Genomic DNA, 20934 nt, shown 5'->3' with positions numbered 1-20934 from the left:
ATGTCGTTAATAATTACTGATGAATGCATTAATTGCGATGTGTGCGAACCAGAATGCCCGAATGATGCGATTTTTATGGGCGAAGAAATCTATGAAATACACACTCATTTGTGCACAGAATGCGTTGGCCATTACGATACGCCGCAGTGCGTAGAAGTGTGTCCGGTTGAATGCATACCAAAAGATCCAGACAACGTAGAATCAGAAGAGCAACTGCAACTGAAGTACCAACGCTTAATGGCAGGAAATGAGGCTTAAACAGTGAAACACTTATTACTCATAAGCCTTATTTTTCTTTCGCTAACAGCGAACGCCTCAACAAAATATCATGAGCAAGCCATTGCCAGTGCACACCCAGCGGCGACGCAAGCGGGCCTTGCTGTTTTGAACCAAGGTGGTAATGCGTTTGATGCCGCTGTTGCCATTAGTGCAGCGTTGGCAGTGGTCGAGCCATTTGGTTCGGGTATGGGCGGTGGTGGATTTTGGTTGCTACATCGACAAAGTGACGGCATGCAGGTGATGCTTGATGGCCGGGAAGTAGCGCCGCTTGCTGCGCATCGCGATATGTATTTGGATCAACAGGGTGAGCCGGTTAAAAGCGCCTCAGTTAATGGTGCCTTGGCGGCCGGTATTCCTGGTCTGCCAGCAGCCTTGGTTCAGTTGTCCAAAAAATATGGACAATTGCCGTTACTGGATAGTTTAAAACCAGCGATTAGGTTGGCCAAGCAAGGCTTTTTGGTGAATGAGCACTACCGACGTTTAGCTAAGTTCCGTCATGCTGTATTAGCCTCTAATAAATCGGCGAGTACTATTTTTCTTGTTGATGGGAAAGTGCCAGAACTAGGCGCGCTCATCAAGCAAATGGATTTAGCTGATACCTTGCAATTGCTCGCAGAGCACGGCTTTGACGGGTTCTATAAAGGAGACTTAGCGAGTAAGTTGGTTCGTGGCGTGCAACTAAATGGTGGCATTTGGAGTATGCAAGATTTGGCGAACTATACGGTTAAAGAACGCGCTCCGGTTGTGATTGATTACAAAAACATAAAGGTGACGAGCGCGGCGTTACCCTCATCGGGTGGCCTAGTGCTAGCCATTACGTTGAATATTTTAGAACAATACGACTTGTCGGCGATGGACGAAACAACGCGTGTTCACGTTGTGGTTGAGGCGATGAGAAGGGCATATCGTGACCGTGTCTTGTACATGGGCGATAGTGATTTTGTGGAGGTGCCAGTGGTAGAGCTAAGCAAAAAATCATATGCGCGTGAGGCATCAACGAATTTAAGTTTAGACAAGGCAACGCCCAGTCAGCAATTAACGGGTTTAAATCAAATAGAAGGCCATGACACCACGCATTTTTCGGTGATTGATAAAGATGGCAACCGAGTGGCTGCGACGCTGTCAATTAACTACCCGTTTGGTTCAGGGTTTGTACCAAGCGGCACAGGGGTGTTATTGAATGATGAAATGGACGACTTTTCAATTAAACCGGGTACGCCGAATGTTTATGGCTTAGTGGGCGGTGAGGCGAACGCGATAAAAGCGGGTAAGCGAATGTTATCCAGTATGTCACCAACATTTATTGAAACCGATAACAAAGTAGGGGTGCTCGGTACACCGGGTGGTAGCAGGATTATCAGTATGGTGCTGCTTGCTATTTTGGATGCTGAGAAAGGCCAGTCTTCTGAATCTTGGGTTAACCTGCCACGTTATCACCATCAATATTTACCGGACGCTATTCAACACGAGCCGGATACGTTTAAAGATGAAGTTGCGTTGGGCTTAAAGCAAAAAGGCCACACATTGAAATCTGTTGGCAGACATTATGGCAATATGCACGCTATTTTATGGGATAAAAAGAACAATAAATTAATGGCGGCCAGTGACCGCAGAGGCTCTGGTTCAGCGATTGTTGAACAAGTGACTCAATAGCGATGAGCGTGTCGTTTCTGCAATGTTTAATTAGCTAAGAGTTTAGAGTTTTTCAATTTTCAGTAACCAACCGTCAATCCCCTGACAGCTACTGCTTGTTGTTGCGTCAACATCAATTCGTACATATTTCTTTTTTATCGAAGCTGGAAGCTTGCCTGAAACAATGAGGCCGGCTTTTGTTTCTTGAATATTAACCTCAACGGGAATCTTGTTGGCAGTCACTCGGATACTGTGAGGCAATGTTAGTTTAGACGTTTGAAAAGAAAAACCTGCTTCGGCTGAAACAGCGGATAAGTGAGTAGGTGTTATTTGCGTTAACGTGGGTTTTTTGCAGGCTTTTTTACTGCTACTTGTGCTGCCATATGCCAATGAGTTTGTGCTAAAGACGACAAGAAAGAAAATGATCGATAGTTTGATGGTATTCATAAGGTCTCCAGAATATATTTCAAGGTAAGACGTTTAACCCCTAAAGCTCTCGTGTTTCGACTAAGCCAAGGTTAGCGAAAACGTTAACGAATGTAAATGGAACTAGCAGATACCGGTTAATTCACATAAGCCTTCTAAAACAAGCTGGATGGGGCTAACCACTCCGATGATCTTTCCTTGTTCCATAACGGGTGCGCGCATTAAATCGTAGCGTGCGAATAGGCGGGAGCAGTAGCGAATGTCCATGTCAGGGTGTGCGTTGATCAGTGGTTTTTCATTAATTTCATACACATGAACTCGATCGGGAGCCCTGTCTTTAGCGAGGACAAGCTTTGCGATAGTGCCAGCATTGATGACGCCGTATTCGTCATGTTCATGAAATTTATCAACAAACAGGACCGATGTTTGTTGCTTCTTCATCATTCTGATGGCCTCTGTAATGGTGGCCGTTCCATCAATCATATGGACGTCGATTTTCATCACATCACGGACCGTAATTAATTTTTTGTCACTCATAAGTCCCCCTCAATTGTTTGTGTTATTTCTTTTGCTTGATGTAACACGCCGATTGCATCTTCAACATCGATTTGTAGAGCAATGCCGCTACCAGGTTCTTCGTCAAATAAGCCAGCACGAGCGACCTCTTCGATGATGGCCCGAGATAAGTGCTCTTCGACTAAAAACAGTAAAACGTCGCGTTGTGTTTCAAGGTTTAGACCTAAAAATGTTTTTTGTTTCTTTATACCTTCGCCACGTGCATTATTGATAATGGTCGCGCCGGTCGCGCCAACAGCTCGCGCGGCTTCAAGCACTTTGTCAGTCTTGTTGTCATCGACGAAGACGATAATTAATTTAAAATGCATTTTATTCTCCTTCTTTATCCAGTTGTTTGAGTTGAGCACGTCGGTTTATCCAATCGGCAATTTGAGCGTAGGCGAGTACCGCCATAATGGGGAAAAGGCTGGCAAAGGCAATAAGGCCAAAGCCATCAAGTAATGGGTTTCTACCGGGGATACTAGACGCTAGCCCAATACCTAAGGCGGTTACTAAGGGCACCGTTACGGTGGATGTGGTAACGCCACCTGAATCATAGGCGAGGCCGATGATGAGTTTGGGCGAGAAAACTGTTTGAATAATCACGACGATATATCCGGCGATAATAAACATGTAAAGGTCTATACCGGACACTATTCGATAGGTGCCGAGAGAAATCCCAACGGCAACCCCAATAGACACAGCTAGTCTTAGGTACCATGCTTTAATGCTGCCGCCGGAAATTTGTTGAGCTTTGATCGCAACGGCGATTAAAGCGGGTTCGGCTAAGGTGGTTGCAAAGCCAATGCATGCGCCGAATATATAGACCCAATAATAGTCTTGCCATGCAATCCGAATGCTTTGGTCGGTAGATGGGTTAATGAAATCGTGGCTTGTTAGTTGCTCCGCCATTGAGGTTCCTAGTGGGAACAGCGCTTTGTCTAAGCCAACGAGAAAGAAGGTCATGCCTAAGACGACGTAAAACATGCCGCTGACTAAATTTTTGAAATGACTAAAGGGTCGCCTAATGACAACTAACTGAAAGAAAACGATGACAAAAACGATGGGGGCCACGTCGCGCAATGTATTCAAGAACGTGTTGAAGACCTCGTTCATTAAATCGATCATAAAATCATGCCGTAGGCCATTACAAAAATCATCGGCGTAAGGGATGCAAAGGCGATAAGGCCAAAGCCATCAGTCATGGGATTACGACCACTAATCGCAGATGCTAGGCCAACGCCTAGCGCGGTCACTAAGGGGACTGTAATGGTCGATGTGGTCACGCCGCCTGAATCATAAGCGATGCCAATAATGGCATCTGGGGCAAAGAAGGTCATTATGACAACGCCCATATAGCCTGGAATAATCAAATAATGCAGTGGCCAACCGCGAATAATCCTAAGTACGCCTAATAAAATAGCGAAACCGACTGAGAAGGCCACCGTAAAACGAAGGCCAAAGGCATAATCATTTTTTGCGGTATCCGTTTGTTCGATCATGCCACCTTCGGCTGCGATGCGGGCGGCTTCATCGGCAACGGCAATTAACGCAGGTTCAGCGGCTGTTGTGCCAAAACCCAAGGCAAAGGCAAATAACAGTAGCCATAATAAGCTGCCCTTTTTTGCAAAGGCGTATGCCATAGTTTCGCCGATGGGGAATAAGCTTTTCTCAAGTCCTTGGATAAATAGAGTGAGGCCAAGAACGACAAATGCCGTGCCAACGGCAATGTCCGCAATATTGGGAATAGGTTGGCGAAGAATGAATAGCTGGAAAACAAAGATCACCGCAAAAATCGGCAGTAAGTCTAAAAAACTGCCAAACAATTGCCTTAAAAACTTATTTTTTACTTGAAACAAACACCCCTCCTTGAGTCTTAACTTTATAGGAATTGACGACGTATTCCCAATAAAGAATTATATTTTATGCGTCCTTGGATAAAATTTATAAATCCGCGGCCTTAGCGTTGGCAGTGTGGGCAATAAAAAGTAGATCGTTGCGCAATAACGATTTGCTTGATGGGCGTTTTACAAGTTGGGCAGGGCAGCTTGCCGCGCCCGTACACATTGAGCGTTTGCTGAAAATAGCCGGGCTTGCCTTCGCTATTAACGAAGTCTTTCAGTGTCGTACCGCCTTGCTCAATGGCTTTCGCCAAAATGGTCTTAATGGCAGCGACCAGATCTTTAAGCCGCTTTTTAGAAATATTATTAGCGGCTCGTTTGGGGTGAATCCCTGATTGGAATAGTGCTTCACTGGCATAAATATTACCCACCCCGACGACGACGTGCCCATCCATGATGAGACTTTTAATGGGCGTTTTTCTCATCTGAGTTTTTGGGTAAAAATCATCAATATTGAATAGCTCGGACAGCGGCTCTGGGCCTAACTGTTGGATTAATTTATGATCTTCTACAGGGCCAGATGCCCATAACATAGAGCCAAAACGACGGGGGTCTTTATAACGTAAGCACATGTTATTAGTGAAAATAATATCGATGTGTTCGTGTTTTTCGGGCTCAATTGAAGCGTTTATGACGCGTAGACTGCCGGACATGCCAAGGTGAATAATCAAGGTGCCTTTGTCGGTGTCAAGAAGCAGGTATTTTGCTCGGCGCCTTACGTGGTTAATGCGAAGGCCAGGCAGTAAGGTTGATAATTCCTCGCTAACGGGCCAACGTAGTTTTCCTTGTCGAATAATAACGTTTGATACCTGCTGGCCTTCGATATGTGGGGCGATACCGCGACGAGTTGTTTCTACTTCAGGTAATTCAGGCATTAGAGTCTTCGAGTTTAGGCAGGGTGGTCATCTTTTTATATTTCACGCTACTAAAGGTGTACGCCAGTTTTGTCTCTTGAGAAATTAAAATGATGTTGTCTTTTTGTTTAATGAGATTAAAGTGCATTTTTTGATGTTGCTTGAATGAGATGATAATCATTCCATCAGCGGGTTCGTGAGTTTGAGTGCTAACGTTCATAGCGCGTGCAAACCGCCATTCATCCAGTAACATTTGAACGGAGTCAGATGATAACTCGTCGGTTGGCGTATTAAGGTTTTGCCAAGTGTTATCGTCATTTATTTGCAGGGATGTTTGTGGGGTTTGTAAATGGGTGATTTGAATATTATCGGGTAGTAATCGTGTGTCGATATAGGCGTTAATGGGCGCTGTTAAATGGTGTAAGAAGGTGTCGTCGAGCAAAAAAAGCTGTTCGTTCTTACTGACGTAACGGCGTGAATGAACACTTTCGGTGGAACCGATGTTGAGTGTTTGCTGGTTAAAGGAAAGCTGTACGGTGGGTGGCTTAAGCCCGAATTGATTTAAAGAAGAGCTATCTAAGGTGTAGCTAACAGGCGGTTCTATTTGAGAAATTTTGAGTAGACGCTCTACTTTTCCTGTGAGTGCGGGTGCCTTAATGGGCTGTGTCAGTAGCCAATGGCTTTCTTCACGTTGTAATTCAATAAAGCTAGCGTCTTTGCGTTCAATACGAATCGTGTTGATCGCCGCCATATCAAGTGAGGTGATTCGTGCTGCTTTGCCGCTGACCTGCCCCGGTTTTAGCCATGCGACCAGGCCGAGTGTGACGACAAGTAATGCCAGCAACAGGTTAATGAGTAATCGACTTTTCATTGTTTAACGCTTTTTACGCTTCAACCAAATAACAATGCCGCTGATAATAAAGGCGGCAGGCAGAATGAATAAAAACCCGATGCCGAAGATGATTAACCAAGTTTGATTAATCTCTAATGAAGTATCGGCTGCGGTTTTTGCTGGAATATCAATCAGAGAGTCGTCGTGATTCAACCATTGTATAAGGCTTAAGCCAAGGTCTAAATTGGCACCGTTGCCAAGAAATGAGTTAGATAAAAAATCTGCGTCGCCAATGACGGCAATTCGCTGTTGTGAACGGGTTTTGTTAGCCTGAGTGAGAGCATAGCCAATGGCAATGGGGCCTTGCTGCTCATCGCTATCGGCATCAAATTTAATTTGCCCTTCGATCTGCCCAATTTCTGTCCATGAACGCTCAAGCGTCGACAGTAATGCTTCGGCGGTGTATTTATTGTCCGCTGATATGGTGAAGCCAGCCGTGCCTGGAAACAAGCTCATTGCCTGTAGATGTTGAGTGGCGAGGTGGTTTGGGTATTGTGTGACCAGTGCAAACGTTGGGTCATCTATGCCGAACATTTGTGTTGTTGCATCGACTACCGTACCGGGTAATTGGCTGATGCCGAGGAGTTCAATTAATGGTTGGATAATAGCGGCCTGATTTGGTTCGCTAAGTAGTAAAAGTGGCAGGCCGTTTTCAAGGTAGCGCTTGATAATGTTAATTTCACCCTTGAGTAGCGGCGCCTCTGGAGCGGCGATAACGAGTAACGATGTGTTATTTGGAATCGAAGGGGTCTCAACTAGGTTGATTGTTTGACTATTAATGCCCTTGTTTTTAAGTTCGCCTGCAAACACGCTAAAGTCAAAATTTGAGTTGTTGGCTGGGTTTCGTTCGCCGTGCCCAGTCAGGAAAACAACCCAGCGTTGTTCGCTATTAGCAAGGCGCTGCAACGCATTTGTGAGCGCTTGCTCGTTTAGTTGTTGTAATGCTTCGCGCTTCTCGTTATATCGAATAATGAGCTCGCCATCAGTCGTGATGCCTTCTTCACGTGCCTGATCGGGGCGCATATCAGGGTTAATAATAGTCAGCGAAATGTCGCTTTTATGACGGCTATACTTAGCAACGAGCTCGGAGATTTGTCGACGTAAAACCTGATTTTCAGATGCGTAAGCGGTTATTTCAATAGGCAGTTTGATTTTCTTAAGTAGCTGAATACTCGGGGCAGATAGGGAGTTCCTAGCGTTAGCTGTCCAGTCGGACTGAAAGGTATACTGCATACTCAGCCATGCCAGAAGAGCTAAAGTACCGAGAAATAAGGCTGTGAAAACGACATTTTGTAGCCGAATAAACTGATGGGCTTTGCGAGTAATTTTCAATTTTGTAACCGGTCGTTATCAAGTCGACGAATGCTGAGAATTAGAAAGCCAGCGATGAATAATACAAAGTAAAAAATATCGCTTGTATTCACTAAACCGCGTAATAAATTTTCGAAATGGCGCATGATAGAAATGTATTCAAGCAAGCTGCTACTGTTACCGCTGTTGCTGCCAGCCCAATCAATAATCCACAATAATAATAACGCGCCAAAGCTACCGACTGCAGCAACGGTTGGTTGTGACGCGACAGCAGACATATATAGTCCCAGTGCGTTGAAGGATGCCATGAGCAATGTCATGCCGAGTAGGCAGGCAAAGAATTTACCCATATCTAGCTCGCCGATGGTTAATAAAGATAAGGGCATCAGTGTGATTGAACACAGAATGATCAGTGAAAACGCCAAGATGGCGAGAAATTTTCCAAGTACGATCTCAGTCAGGCTGATCGGTGCAGAAAATAACAGGCTGATGGTTTTATTGCGTCGTTCATCGCTAATGGTACGCATGGTTAATAGTGGCGTAATCAGCAATAAAATAACGGCAGCATTTCCAAACAAGGGAGCAACCACAAGGTCCGTCACGCCGGGTGCGCCAGGTATGCCAAGCAATTTTGCTTGTATCGTCAGGTAGTAATCAATTTGCGTTAAAAACATATACGCCAGAATGAGCTGGGTAACGCCGAGGATGGTCCAAGCAAGCGGCGATAAAAATAAGCTACGCAGTTCGCGCCCAGCAATGATTAGACTACTCATGGTTATTTGGGTCTTGGGTAATTGAGAGGAATATTTGTTCCATGTCGTGTTTCTCAGGCATTAATTCGAGTATGCCCCAATCATTATTAACGGCAAGTTTGGCGACGGTTTCGGCAATGCTGAAGCCTTGTTCGTGGTGAATACGGTATTGTTGTTTCTCCAGTTCCTCAATGGCCGTTACTTGCGCTATATCTTGAAATAACCCTAATTCGGGTTGTTCACAAAAGCGAACCCTTAAGCTAGATGAAGTCATGCGGCGTGAGAGACCTTCGATGCTTTCGTTTAAGACCAGTTTACCGTGATGAATAATTTGCACTCGGCTACACGATTGCTGCACTTCAGGCAAAATGTGGGTGGATAAAATCACACTGTGTTCATTGCCTAGTTCACGAATGAGTTCACGAATTTCTAAAATTTGAATGGGGTCAAGACCAACGGTCGGCTCATCTAAAATAATAACCGACGGATTATGCAAAATGGCCTGTGCAATGCCAACGCGTTGCTGGTAGCCCTTTGATAAGTTTGTGATTAATCGCGTACCCATATCTGCAAGGCCACATTTTAATTTCCCACGTAGCACTGTTTTTTTTATCGCCGTTTTGCGGATGCCATGCAGTTTGGCGCAATAGGTTAGAAATTCATCTACCGTCAAATCGGGATAAAGGGGAGGGATTTCAGGTAAAAAACCTAATTCAGCTTTTGCCAGTTTAGGCTGCTCGATAATGTCATAGCCGTTAATCTTAATTTCACCAATCGTGGGCGTTAGATTGCCGCAGATCATTTTCATGGTGGTTGATTTGCCGGCACCATTTGGCCCCAAAAAGCCAAGAACTTCACCCTTGTCGAGTGAAAAACTCACGTCATCGACAGCACAATGATCGCCGAATTGACGAGATAAATGATTGACTTCGATTAATGTGCTCATCGAGTAAGTATACGTGATGTTGTGAGGCTGAATAAGCGAAAGAGTCTAATACGCGACGGCATCTCTTTCAAGCAACCAGCGGCGTATAAATAAACGTGAATCTATTATTTAGGCGTGTAAAAATAAGGCCTTTAAAAGCAGAGTTTTTTCGATGTTATTAGGCATAGATACGGGCGGTACATTTACCGATTTCGTTTATATTGACGATAAAGGTGTACGTATTCACAAGGTGCTGTCTACACCCAGCGCACCTGAGAAAGCTATTTTGCAAGGTATAGATGAGTTAGCTGTTGACGACGGAAGTCTGTTGATCGTTCATGGTTCAACAGTGGCAACTAATGCGCTACTTGAGAAAAAAGGGGTGCGTTGCTGTTTTGTGACGAATCATGGTTTAGCGGATATGTTAACGATAGGTCGTCAAGCAAGGAAAGAGTTGTATAACTTGAACCCTGCACCGCAACAGCCTCCTGTGCCATCGAGTCTTTGCTTGGAAACGGGTGGGCGTGTGTCTGCAACCGGTGAACTGGTTGAGCCATTAACCGAAGAGCAGGTGAGCGAGCTTGTTTCAACGATAAAAAAATTGGCACCCGAAGCAGTCGCAATCAACTTATTATTTTCCTTCCTCGACTCTAGCGCAGAAAAACGGCTTGAAGCGGCGATGCCGGCCAATATGTTCGTTTCTCGTTCATCAAAGGTGCTGGCCGAGTATAAAGAATACGAACGTGGTATGGCGACTTGGCTCAATGCCTATGTTGGCCCATTGGTGATTGGTTATTTAGATAGGCTAACTAAGTCGGTTAAAGCCTCATCTGTGTCAGTGATGCAAAGTTCGGGAGGTACTATTGCCGCCGAACAAGCGGGTGAACAAGCTGTACGTATGTTGCTATCAGGCCCGGCTGGAGGGTTGATGGCGGCGCTACATATTGGTCAATTAGCGGGATTTAACCGGCTGTTAACCTTAGATATGGGGGGTACATCAACCGATGTGGCGTTGCTGAATGGTGCGATCTCACTGACAAATGAAGGGAAAATAGAAGGCTATCCGGTCGCTGTGCCGATGGTTGATATGCATACGATTGGTGCCGGTGGTGGTTCCATTGCTCACATTGATATAGGTGGCTTGTTGTGTGTGGGGCCGCAATCAGCCGGCGCATCCCCCGGCCCTGCTTGCTACGGGAAAGGTGGGCAAAAAGCCACGGTGACCGATGCCAATGTGTATTTAAGTAGGATTAGTGCGCGCTACTTCTTAGGTGGTGAAATGTCACTGGATGAAGTTGCATCTGCCAAGGCCATAGAACAATTGGCCAACGAGCTTGGTTGTGAGCCTCGGCAAGCGGCTGAAGGTGTTATTAGGCTAGCCAACGAACATATGGCGCGTGCATTGCGCGTTATTTCAATTCAACGGGGCATTGATCCAAGGCCTTATACATTGATGACGTTTGGTGGTGCAGGTGGTTTACACGTGTGTGCACTGGCGGACGCGTTGGGTATGAAAACAGCGGTTGTGCCGGTTAATTCGGGGGTGCTGTCTGCTTTTGGTATGTTGGCGGCACCACGTTCACGTGAATTATCTCGAAGTTTATTAGGGGTATTATCAGAGGTGTCTATTGAGAAAATAGAAAAAGGTTTTGCAACGATGGTTAGGCAGGGGCAGGCGGAACTGGTGGCTGAAGGGGTATCGCCAGACGATATAACAATCAGTTATTTAGTCGACTTAAGGTACGTTGGCCAGTCGTACACACTGCCAATCCCCTGGCAGAATGAGGCGTTAGCGATAAAGGATTTTCACGCCATGCATAAAAGTCGTTATGGCCATGATTTAGATTTGGCCGTTGAATTGGTGAATTTACGTGCATCCTTGTCGGGTGAAATGCCAACGCCTCATTTAACGCAACAATCGGAACGCCTGGTGGGTGACGAAGTTCCTGTTGAGTCGGATAAGGGAGTGCGCATTTATCAGCGAGAGAAACTCATGCTAAACGATGTTGTTAAAGGTGAAGCGCTGATAGTGGAGCAAGTTGCCACCACCTATCTCGCGCCGAACTGGCAATGTAAGGTGGATGCTTTTGGCAACTTGGTTTTGTCTAAGTTGAATGCGGTTGAGCCTTCAAGCTAAGTAAAAAAGCATCTTGTTAAAGTGTTGAACTTGCGCGCAATCGCACCTCGCGCTTTGGCGAAAGGCAGACAAATAGCAAGCCGGACGAGCTAAATACTAATAAATCCCGCCTAATGGGTGAGCCGGTATCTCCGGATCACAAGCATGAATTTCGGTATCTGGGTGATGTGCTTTCACGCTTTTGGTTATTTCGGCCACTTTTTTAATCGGCACGTCTACCATCATCAGATATTGGCCTTCTTCTATGGCTGCTTCGAATGCTTTAAGTCTAGAATTAGGTGCGCTAATGCCAATCATGGCAGAAGCCCAAGACCCAACACCAGCCCCTGCAAGGGCAATACCAAGAACAGCGCCACCACCAAGTACTAACCCAGCTGGCGGAAAAGTCATTGCGGCAAGTCCGGCCAAAATTCCCGTTACGCCGCCTAATGCTGCACCAGTTTCTACACTGTGAATGAAATCACTGGATTGAAGTAAGTTGGCTTCGGGTAAAGCGGCCATGTCGGCGCCAGATTTGGCGAGGATGTGGATATTTGATTCAGTTATGCGAGCGATTAACATCTCGTTAACAACTTGTTCAGAGGTGTCGTGATCAGGTAACAAAAAATATAAACGTCTTTTCATTAAAAACTACCTCCCATATCATAATGGAAATATCAACTTAACATAAGATTGGGCTATTGAGGTACTGTTTAGTTCAATTCGATTTTTTATGCATAATGGATGATAATTTTTTTATCGACTATCAGTGATCAAAGGCATTGATTTCATGAACATAAGTAGTTAATAATATTTGAAGATATTCAAGAATCAAATGTTAGGTAGTTTTAAACCGAGTATTGCTGGGATTCAGTGTCGCGATACAAAAAATTAGAATTGAATAGGGAAGATAATGACTTTAAAAAGTAATGAAGAAACGGTTAGAAGTTTTTGTACAGCATGGGATGCAATGGATATTGACGGTGTTGTATCCCTCATGAGCGAAGACGCTGTTTATCACAACTTACCGGTAGAGCCGATTATGGGTCTACAGCAGATAACTGGCTTTATAGAAGGCTTCTTTCAGGCCACAGAGAGTGCAAGGTTTGAGATATTAACCTTAGTGGCTGATGACGAACGTGTGGTAACGGAACGGCTTGATACGTTTGGCTTCAAAGACGGATCAATCATGAAAGAATTGCCGGTGTTAGGAATTTTTGAATTCGATGATGATGGAAAAATAAGCTCATGGCGCGAATATTGGGATTTGCAGGATTGGGTCAAACGTGGCGGGCCAGCACTGTAGCGATCGCAGCGCAATATGAGTAAAGATTTTTATTGGTGAATAAAGTAAGTGGCTTATAGGGCTACGAAAAGACGTGTTGTAGATATTCTTAAAACTAAAAGAGGAAGAGAAAGATGAGTTTTGAAATGGTAGAAAAAATGATCCCGTCAGGGGAATTGGCAAGTAACTGTCTTATAGCCGGTAACCCTAAAAACCCACCGCTTTTGTTGCTACATGGTGCAGGGCCTGGCGCAAGTGCAGCTTCTAACTGGACGCAATGTACGCCGATTTTGGCGGAGCACTTTTATGTGATTGCACCAGACGCTATCGGTTTTGGTGGTTCAGAAATGCCTAAAGAAATTCCACAAAAAATTGCTCGCTGGATGGGTTACCGCGTGGAGCAGGTTAAAGGTTTATTAGATGAGTTAGGGATTGAGAAAACACACGTTATTGGTAACTCAATGGGTGGTGCGCTTGCCTTACAATGTGTGGTTGAAATGCCAGACAGATTTGATAAATGTATGCTAATGGGTGCAATTGGTGCGCCGTTCACCAAGTCGGCGACACTCGCACGTATGATGAGCTTCTATGATGACCCGCGCGTTACTCGCTACCGTGAGTTAATTCAAAGTTTTGTTTATGATCCTAGCATTTTCGAAGATCTAGAAGCCGTGATGCAAGACCGTTTTGAAAAAGCGATGGACCCTAAAATGCGCCCTATTCAAGAAGTTATGTTTAGAGCGATGAACGAAGACATGGATAAATTAATTATTCCACCACCAGTGCTTGCAGCGATGGATCAAGAGTGGGCCATTGTTCATGGACGCCAAGATAAAGTTGTGCCACTAGAAACGAGCATGTACTTCTTAGAGCATTTAAAACGTGCTGAGCTACACGTGCTGGATCGTTGTGGCCATTGGGCGCAAACACAACGCTGGGATGGCATGTACCCTATTATTATGTCTCACTTCTTGGGTAAAGAAATCAGGTGTTAGACCAGAAAATATTAGAAGCCTCTGCGCTAGCGCTTGATAAAGCGCTAGCCAGTGGTAAGACTATTCCACAGTTCTCACATTTGTACCCAGAGATGACCATCGAAGATGGTTATGCGATTCAAGCAGAGTGGACAAAGTTAAGACTGGCTCAAGGCAGAAAAATTGTTGGTCGGAAAATTGGCCTTACATCTCGTGCTATGCAAATGGCGTCGCAAATAACGGAACCGGATTACGGTACCTTGATGGACGATATGGTATTTTCCGATAATTCTGAAATACCATTCGACCGTTTTATTGCGCCACTGGTTGAGGTGGAAATTGCCTTTGTACTGGGTAAGCGTTTAGAAGGGGAGAACATTACCTTGATGGACGTGTTAGATGCCACGGACTATGTATGCCCTGCTGTTGAAATTGTGGATTCACGTGTGATACGTGTTGATCCAGAAACGGGTCGACGTCGTAAGGTATTTGATACGATCGCAGACAATGCGGCTTGCGCAGGCCTTATTACCGGCGGTCGCCCGGTTAGGCCAATGGACGTTGATTTGAGGTGGATTGGCGCCATTGTTTCACGTAATGGGTTGATTGAAGAAACCGGTGTCTCAGCCGGTGTGTTGAATCACCCTGGTAATGGTATTGTTTGGTTATCAAGGCGTTTTGCGCCGCATGGTATAGCATTAGAGCCGGGCCAAGTCATTTTAGGCGGTTCGTTTACGCGCTTATTATCGGTTGAGCGAGGTGATACTTTTCACGCCGACTTTGGTAAATTAGGCAGTATTGGTTTCCGTTTTGTTTAAGGCTTTAATGGTTTGTACTGACTATGATTGAAAATACATTTAAACAGGCTCTTCATAAAGGCACCCGACAGTTGGGTGCCTTTATGGCTTTAGCCGATAATACCGCTGCTGAGCTTATGGCAACTACGGGCTTTGACTGGTTGTTAATTGACGGTGAGCATGGACCTAATGACATTAAATCCATTATGGGGCAATTACAGTCATTAGCCGCTTATCCCGTTAATTCAGTAGTTCGTTTGCCCGACCATAATGAGGCAACCATCAAGCGTGTATTGGATATAGGCGCGCAAAGCTTGCTTATTCCAATGGTTGATTCAGCCGAACAAGCTGAACTGTTAGCGCAGGCCGTTAGATTTCCCCCAAAAGGTATTCGTGGCTTAGGTGGTGGTTTAACACGTGCAACACGATGGGGCTCGTTCCCCGACTATTTTGAAAAAGCAGATGATAATGTCTGCCTCATCTTGCAAATAGAAAGTTTAGAAGGGGTCGCTAACCTAGATGCAATTACCCAGACTGAGGGTGTTGATGCGATTTTTGTTGGCCCCGCTGATTTAGCAGCAGCGATGGGATATATTGGGCAGCCAGCACACCCAGAAGTGCGTCGTGTTGTTGAAGACGCGATACAAAGAATTCATGCGCTTGGCAAACCGGTGGGTGTGTATTGTGCCGACCCTAAGCAATTGGCTTCTTATCAACAAATGGGCGCGAACTTTTTTCTAATAGCGGCAGATACTTTGTTATTGAAGGGAGCCGCTAATAGTTTATTGGGGCGCTTTAATGCAGATTAATTTTTACCGGTTATAAACTAAAAAAGCTTATGGCCGTAATGACCATAAGCTTTTTTTATACCTGCTTATTGCTAGCTGTTAGCCTAAAAGAAGATACTGATGTTGTTTGACAAAATAGTGCTTTGATCGATAAGGATAGTGCGCTTTGCTATTTTAAACCCCAGTTCATTATCAGCACGGCGTAATACGTCGTGACGCTCACCGGCAAATATGTCCACCTGTGTTTCCAGCCTGTTGCGATAAACGATAAAGGCAGAACAGATATTTAAAGTGTTCTCTTCTTCGCCTTTGCTAATAATAACGTTTGAAACAGTATGCCGAGTACGTGAAGCTGGGTTTTCCGACCAACTATAATCGCTAAGTAGTTTTGTTAAACGGCCTTGCATGGCTGTTTTATCTTCATCGAAATGAGCAAACTCATGTTGGTTTGTGTATTCAGATAAATCGCTAGCTCTTACTTTGCCACGACGTTGCATACGGTTTCGTCTAATCGGCATGTAGTAATGGATATCATCATCCAATAGTGCAAACCAATCTTCGTATCGAATGTTGTCTAGAAGAAGTGCTTCGCGATAGTAAAATTGTTCAACTTCATGTTGTAGCGCAAGATCAGCCGCTGGGTTTGAAATAATGCCTGTTATATTTATATTAGATGCCATGATTTGTTCCAAAAAAATGATTGTTAGTGAATAATGCAGCTCTTAAATTAAGGTTTAAGTGTTTCCCAATCTGGTTCAGTCATCATTCTTAACCAATGTTGGTACATGCCGCGTGCGGCGTCTTCACTATAAACGTCACCAATTCGTCCGGGGAAATCTGGGTGGTCTGTTACCGAGTCACCTAACCCCATTTGGACATTTAATTTGGTTTTTCTGGCTTTATTGCCTTTGAAAACTTTTTGTACTTCTACCCAGTTTTCGCCGTCATCTTGTTCAAAAACACCGCCGGCAGAGAAGGTGCGTATGTTTTGTTTACGAAACTCTTCTTTAATGTCGTCAGGTGCGTCTGCATCCACCACTATCCAAGCCCAAACTTCAACTTCATTTGGCCCGCGTGGGTGCCATGTGCGGATGGTGTTAATACCAGGCAAGAATGAACAGGTGGGAAAGATAGTCATATGTTGTGCCATCATGCGTTGGCCAAACAAGTCACTGCCTAATCGCTCAGAAGCTTTCTTAGCTTGTGGGCTGGCTGTCATATACTCGGTGATCTTTGGTCCCATAATGGCGTATAAAAGACCGGGCTCGTCAATAAAGTAGCCGGTACCATGGCCGCCCCACTTTGCTCTAAATTGATGACCATTGGTTGGAATTTCAATATCATTAAGTCCAACACCTTCTGGTAAACCTGCTGCAACACCTGATAAATGCGACATAGTGCCAGCATGGTACATATCACTACAGAATTGTTCCGCTGCAAACTTCCAGTTGCTGGGGACTATCCACTTTTGTATGCCGCCAATGGCAACAGTACCGGCCTCGGTGCGATTAAACATCGTGTCAATGTAAGGTTTTGAATCTGATAGATAGTCATCTAAAGAAGGTGCTTCTTGATCCCAGTTGGCAAAAATAAGCCCACGGTAAGTATCTACGCGTGCCTGTAATGGCGCCCATTCTGATTTATCAAGTCGGTCACAATGCCCTTGTTTCTCAAAAGGTACGTCAACTAAGTTGCCGCCAATATCATGAGCCCAGCCGTGATAAGTGCAAACGAAAGCCTTGGCGTTACCAGAATCATCACGGGATAATTTCATACCACGGTGGCGGCACTGATTTAGGAAAACACGAATGCTGTTATCTTTTTGGCGAACCACCAGCACAGGGTCTTCACCAATATAAGTATTTAAAAAATCACCTGGGTTAGGGATGTGGCTGTCGTGCCCCATTAGAATCCACGAGCGAGAAAAGACGCGTTCTAATTCAATTTGATACAGTTCTTCATCATTATAAATGCGGGCATCTAATACGCCGTTTTCGTCACTGATTAAATTTTTAATATCTTCTTCAGACCACGATGGGCTGGTATTGTTAGGGGGATTCATTTTGTTGTGTTCTCCGACTAAATAGCTTGCTTGCGTTAATGGGTAAGAGTATGTGGAATTATCAAATTATTTAATTTATTTTTAATAAATATAGCTTGTCCGTGATGCAAGTCATCTTACATCAAGTAACTTACGTCATTCATGTTTTATTATTGCTCTACTTGGACTATCATTATTAGCTTTTGCTTATGTAAATAGAGGTTTCATCGTTGACTTTATTAATACCGTCTTATATTTGGCTAGCACTGATTGCTTCTGTGCTTCATGCCTTTAGTTTCACCTATACGAAACAGTTTTTAGCGCACTCTACTAATCGCCTAAAACTGGCTTTTTATAGTCAGTTTGCGGTGGGGCTAATTTGTGTGTTTTTTCTGCCCTTTATTGATCTAAATAATGTCTGGGAATATATCTGGTTTATTATTTTTATGTGTTCTTTTGTGCTGCTTGGTCAGACTTGTTATATGAATGCACTTCAATACGGCGATGCTTCGTTTGTGGTCCCCATGTTGGGTTGTAAGATGTTTGCAGTAGCTGTGCTATCGGTGCTGTTGTTTGATATTACGTATGATTGGGTTGTTTATGCTGGAGCGGTTGGTGCGCTAGTGAGTTTGTTTTTATTGAATGATGGCAAGCTCCATGGTTCACCAAAGGCGCTGACCTATATTTTGCTGACCTGCGTTTTCTTTGCGTGTGCAGATATGATGGTTGTTTACCTGTTAAACCAAGGCATGAGTGGTCTTGAGGTGGCAATTTGCGCCTTCCTTGTTCCCACCGTTTTTTTAATGCCTTTTTCAGGCGTGCTATTCAGAGGGGATTGGCAGGTGTCGATGCCGTTTACAAAAACATTGGGTATCTATGCAGTGGTGCAGTTAATCGGCATTATTATTTTGATGGTGGCTTTTAAACAAGCAGGAGAGGCGACCATTATTAATATTGTGCAGTCTTCAAGGGGCTTGATCGCCATAGTAGTCGTTTATTTGATGGCGCGTTTTGGTTTTAGTCATATCGAAAAGTTAAGCCGGCAGCAGCTAAAAAGCAGGTTTTTTGGAGGCTTATTGATGTTTGCCTCGCTAACCGCAGCCGTGTTGGCGGTATAAGAAAATAAGAATGGAAGCGAGGCTCTTCTACTTTACTGGCCGCCGAAGATTTGCTGCGAGCCAAGGCCAAAATAGTTTTCAACGACGCTGCAAACAATTTTTTAATGAAGCAATACATAAATTTTAGAGGTAATACATGCAACAAATTAAGCATTTTATAAATGGTGAGTTCGTATCGGCTATTGATGGCAAGCAGTTTGAAAAAAGGTCACCTGTTGATCGGCGGATTATTGCCAATGTTTCTGAAGCGGGAAAGATTGATGTAGATCGTGCGGTTAAAGCGGCAAGAGCGGCATTAACTGGTGAGTGGGGCCTGTTAAGTATGGAGCAACGCGTGGATATTTTATACGCGGTTGCGGATGAGATTACACGACGGTTTGATGATTTTGTTGAGGCCGAAATGGCGGATACGGGACAGCCGAAAAGCATCATGACGCACGCCTTTATTCCTAGAGGCGCGGCGAACTTCAAAATCTTTGCCGATGTGATAAAAAATGTACCTAACGAATCATTTCAAACGACCACGCCGGATGGGCTAGGCGCACTTAACTATGCTGTGCGTGTGCCGAAAGGTGTTATTGGTGTTGTGTCACCTTGGAATGCGCCCTTTTTATTAATGACGTGGAAAGTAGGACCGGCACTTGCTTGTGGTAACACGGTGGTGGTCAAGCCGTCTGAGGAAACACCGTTAACAACGGCGTTGTTGGGCGAGGTGATGAATACAGTCGGCGTGCCAAAGGGTGTATTTAATGTTGTGCATGGTTTTGGGCCAGATTCTACGGGTGAGTTTTTAACGCACCACCCTGAAGTCGATGCGATTACCTTTACCGGCGAAACTTGTACAGGAACCGCCATTATGAAAGCAGCGGCTGATGGTATGCGAGATGTATCGTTCGAATTGGGCGGTAAAAATGCGGGTATTGTATTTGCTGATTGCGATTTTGATAAAGCAGTTGACGGTATTTATCGCTCATCCTTTTTGAATTCTGGCCAAGTCTGCTTAGGCACGGAACGGGTCTACGTGGAACGGCCTATTTTTGACAAATTTGTGGAAGCGCTTAAACAAAAAGTAGAAAAAGTGCGTCACGGCAAACCTGATGATGAGAGTTGTAATTATGGCCCGATGATCAGTCAAGAGCACCAATCTAAGGTGCTATCGTATTATGCAAAAGCCGTGGAAGAGGGTGCTACAGTTGTTATCGGCGGGGGTGTTCCTAACATGTCCGACGAATTAAAAGATGGCGCTTGGGTAGAGCCGACTATTTGGACTGGTTTGGATGAGGGCGCAACGGTTATGAAGGAAGAAATTTTTGGTCCGTGCTGTCATATTGCACCGTTTGATGAAGAACAACAGGTGATCGGCCTAGCGAATAATACAGAGTATGGTCTTTCTACAACAATATGGACTCAAGATTTGTCACGTGCGCACCGTGTAGCGGCAAAAATTGATGTTGGAATTACTTGGGTTAATAGTTGGTTTCTACGTGATTTAAGAACGGCGTTTGGCGGTTCTAAACAATCAGGTATCGGCCGTGAAGGTGGTGTCCATTCACTGGAGTTTTATACTGAAACGCGGAATATCTGCGTTAAGCTTTAATAGAGTTTAGCATCAGGCAATAAAAAACCGAGACAGCTCAACGGCTATCTCGGTTTTTTTGTATTAGGTTTAAGCTAAACCTTCTTCTTTTAATGCTTGCTGGACAGCTGGACGAGCACCAATACGATCTTGGAAAGCTTTCAATGTTGGCCAAGGTGATGCGTCAAAGTCAAAGAATGGGTGCCAACTTAAAATAACAAATAAATAAACATCGGCTAATGAGTATTCGTCACCCAGTAGGTAATCGTTATCGCCGAGTATCTTTGTTAATTGGTCTAAACGGTTGCTGTAACCTTCAATAAAGGTGCCTTTTACTTCATCCGGTATTGCTGGGTTGAAAAGCGGGCCTAGAGTCTTGTGTAGTTCAGCTGATAGGAAGTTTAACCACTGCTGCACTTTGGCGCGCTCAAATGTAGCCGCCGCAGGTAGTAGGTTCTTTTCAGGCGCTAATTCAGCTAAATACTGAATAATCGCAGGGCCTTCGTACAAAAACTCACCGTTATCAAGCTCAAGTGCTGGTACGTAACCATACGGGTTAATGTCTAGGTAGTCGTCGCCATTTTCAAGTGTATGTGATTGTAAATCTACTTTAACTAACTCGACAGGTAGAGATGTTTCGCAAACGACAATATGTGGTGATAAAGAGCACGAAGCTGGAGAATAATATAATTTCATGAAGATAATTCCTTAG

The 20934-nt window shown here is 44.5% G+C and carries 23 protein-coding genes; 9 read left to right on the top strand and 14 right to left on the bottom strand.

The annotated features are described in order from the left end of the window. Together AB1Y31_09185 and ggt are read left to right on the top strand one after the other, a co-directional pair. Positions 1-258 carry a YfhL family 4Fe-4S dicluster ferredoxin gene (locus AB1Y31_09185; GenBank protein MEW4983343.1) on the top strand — a complete coding sequence of 86 codons (258 nt, stop codon included), beginning with the start codon at positions 1-3 and terminating at the stop codon, positions 256-258. A gap of 3 nt (positions 259-261) precedes the next feature. Then, the gene (gene ggt, locus AB1Y31_09180; GenBank protein MEW4983342.1) at positions 262-1932 is read left to right on the top strand and encodes a gamma-glutamyltransferase; all 1671 of its coding nucleotides are present in this window, start codon (positions 262-264) and stop codon (positions 1930-1932) included. A 42-nt stretch (positions 1933-1974) separates the two neighbouring features. On the opposite strand, the gene AB1Y31_09175 is transcribed toward ggt, so the two are convergent. The 10 genes from AB1Y31_09175 to AB1Y31_09130 all read right to left on the bottom strand — a co-directional run bounded on the left by AB1Y31_09175 (position 1975) and on the right by AB1Y31_09130 (position 9548). Further along, the gene (locus AB1Y31_09175; protein ID MEW4983341.1) at positions 1975-2358 is read right to left on the bottom strand and encodes a hypothetical protein; all 384 of its coding nucleotides are present in this window, start codon (positions 2356-2358) and stop codon (positions 1975-1977) included. 102 nt (positions 2359-2460) lie between these two features. Then, entirely contained in the window at positions 2461-2874 is a 414-nt protein-coding gene (locus tag AB1Y31_09170) for a CBS domain-containing protein (GenBank protein ID MEW4983340.1), read from the bottom strand. After that, complete coding sequence (locus AB1Y31_09165) at positions 2871-3221, bottom strand: P-II family nitrogen regulator (GenBank protein MEW4983339.1); 351 nt, start codon at positions 3219-3221, stop codon at positions 2871-2873. The genes AB1Y31_09170 and AB1Y31_09165 overlap by 4 nt, the downstream gene beginning before the upstream one ends. 1 nt (position 3222) lies before the next feature. Continuing rightward, positions 3223-4020, bottom strand: coding sequence for a DUF1538 domain-containing protein (locus AB1Y31_09160; GenBank protein ID MEW4983338.1), 798 nt, complete (start codon positions 4018-4020; stop codon positions 3223-3225). Further along, positions 4017-4751, bottom strand: coding sequence for a DUF1538 domain-containing protein (locus AB1Y31_09155; protein MEW4983337.1), 735 nt, complete (start codon positions 4749-4751; stop codon positions 4017-4019). Before AB1Y31_09155 ends, AB1Y31_09160 begins: the two co-directional genes overlap by 4 nt. 101 nt (positions 4752-4852) lie before the next feature. Further along, on the bottom strand, positions 4853-5668 hold the full coding sequence (gene mutM, locus AB1Y31_09150) for a bifunctional DNA-formamidopyrimidine glycosylase/DNA-(apurinic or apyrimidinic site) lyase (GenBank protein ID MEW4983336.1): 816 nt from the start codon (positions 5666-5668) through the stop codon (positions 4853-4855). After that, on the bottom strand, positions 5661-6518 hold the full coding sequence (locus tag AB1Y31_09145; protein MEW4983335.1) for a DUF4340 domain-containing protein: 858 nt from the start codon (positions 6516-6518) through the stop codon (positions 5661-5663). The genes mutM and AB1Y31_09145 overlap by 8 nt, the downstream gene beginning before the upstream one ends. Positions 6519-6521: 3 nt before the next feature. After that, the gene (locus tag AB1Y31_09140; GenBank protein MEW4983334.1) at positions 6522-7772 is read right to left on the bottom strand and encodes a Gldg family protein; all 1251 of its coding nucleotides are present in this window, start codon (positions 7770-7772) and stop codon (positions 6522-6524) included. Positions 7773-7867: 95 nt separating this feature from the next. Then, positions 7868-8623 (bottom strand): ABC transporter permease subunit, encoded by a 756-nt coding sequence (locus AB1Y31_09135; protein MEW4983333.1) that lies wholly within the window; start codon positions 8621-8623, stop codon positions 7868-7870. Beyond that, complete coding sequence (locus AB1Y31_09130; GenBank protein ID MEW4983332.1) at positions 8616-9548, bottom strand: ATP-binding cassette domain-containing protein; 933 nt, start codon at positions 9546-9548, stop codon at positions 8616-8618. The genes AB1Y31_09135 and AB1Y31_09130 overlap by 8 nt, the downstream gene beginning before the upstream one ends. A gap of 151 nt (positions 9549-9699) precedes the next feature. On the opposite strand from AB1Y31_09130, the gene AB1Y31_09125 reads away from it, so the two are divergent. After that, positions 9700-11664 (top strand): hydantoinase/oxoprolinase family protein, encoded by a 1965-nt coding sequence (locus AB1Y31_09125; protein MEW4983331.1) that lies wholly within the window; start codon positions 9700-9702, stop codon positions 11662-11664. A 96-nt stretch (positions 11665-11760) separates the two neighbouring features. Here the strand turns inward: AB1Y31_09125 and AB1Y31_09120 are convergent, their stop codons facing one another. Then, entirely contained in the window at positions 11761-12288 is a 528-nt protein-coding gene (locus AB1Y31_09120) for a hypothetical protein (protein MEW4983330.1), read from the bottom strand. 268 nt (positions 12289-12556) lie between these two features. On the opposite strand from AB1Y31_09120, the gene AB1Y31_09115 reads away from it, so the two are divergent. The 4 genes from AB1Y31_09115 (at position 12557) to AB1Y31_09100 (ending at position 15508) form a co-directional block, all read left to right on the top strand. Further along, positions 12557-12949, top strand: coding sequence for a limonene-1,2-epoxide hydrolase family protein (locus AB1Y31_09115; GenBank protein MEW4983329.1), 393 nt, complete (start codon positions 12557-12559; stop codon positions 12947-12949). A gap of 113 nt (positions 12950-13062) precedes the next feature. Then, positions 13063-13923 carry an alpha/beta hydrolase gene (locus AB1Y31_09110; protein ID MEW4983328.1) on the top strand — a complete coding sequence of 287 codons (861 nt, stop codon included), beginning with the start codon at positions 13063-13065 and terminating at the stop codon, positions 13921-13923. Beyond that, positions 13917-14720 (top strand): 2-oxo-hept-4-ene-1,7-dioate hydratase, encoded by an 804-nt coding sequence (hpaH, locus tag AB1Y31_09105; protein ID MEW4983327.1) that lies wholly within the window; start codon positions 13917-13919, stop codon positions 14718-14720. Before AB1Y31_09110 ends, hpaH begins: the two co-directional genes overlap by 7 nt. A 23-nt stretch (positions 14721-14743) precedes the next feature. Further along, entirely contained in the window at positions 14744-15508 is a 765-nt protein-coding gene (locus tag AB1Y31_09100; protein ID MEW4983326.1) for an HpcH/HpaI aldolase/citrate lyase family protein, read from the top strand. Positions 15509-15591: 83 nt separating this feature from the next. Here AB1Y31_09100 and AB1Y31_09095 read toward each other — a convergent pair whose 3' ends face one another. Then, positions 15592-16167, bottom strand: a complete 576-nt coding sequence (locus tag AB1Y31_09095; protein ID MEW4983325.1) for an aromatic-ring-hydroxylating dioxygenase subunit beta — start codon at positions 16165-16167, stop codon at positions 15592-15594. 47 nt (positions 16168-16214) lie between these two features. Next, positions 16215-17549 (bottom strand): aromatic ring-hydroxylating dioxygenase subunit alpha, encoded by a 1335-nt coding sequence (locus tag AB1Y31_09090; GenBank protein MEW4983324.1) that lies wholly within the window; start codon positions 17547-17549, stop codon positions 16215-16217. Between the two features lie 209 nt (positions 17550-17758). On the opposite strand from AB1Y31_09090, the gene AB1Y31_09085 reads away from it, so the two are divergent. Then, complete coding sequence (locus AB1Y31_09085) at positions 17759-18646, top strand: EamA family transporter (protein ID MEW4983323.1); 888 nt, start codon at positions 17759-17761, stop codon at positions 18644-18646. A gap of 136 nt (positions 18647-18782) precedes the next feature. Next, positions 18783-20243, top strand: coding sequence for a 2-hydroxymuconic semialdehyde dehydrogenase (locus AB1Y31_09080; protein MEW4983322.1), 1461 nt, complete (start codon positions 18783-18785; stop codon positions 20241-20243). Between the two features lie 69 nt (positions 20244-20312). On the opposite strand, the gene gstA is transcribed toward AB1Y31_09080, so the two are convergent. Then, complete coding sequence (gene gstA / locus AB1Y31_09075) at positions 20313-20918, bottom strand: glutathione transferase GstA (protein ID MEW4983321.1); 606 nt, start codon at positions 20916-20918, stop codon at positions 20313-20315. Positions 20919-20934: the final 16 nt, after the last annotated feature.

Origin of the sequence: Cycloclasticus sp., from assembly GCA_040743155.1 — a bacterium.
In the GTDB taxonomy this organism is placed as follows: Bacteria; Pseudomonadota; Gammaproteobacteria; order Methylococcales; family Cycloclasticaceae; genus Cycloclasticus.
Note: the sequence above shows the minus strand (reverse complement) of the source record. Positions and strands in the feature narration are given on the sequence as shown.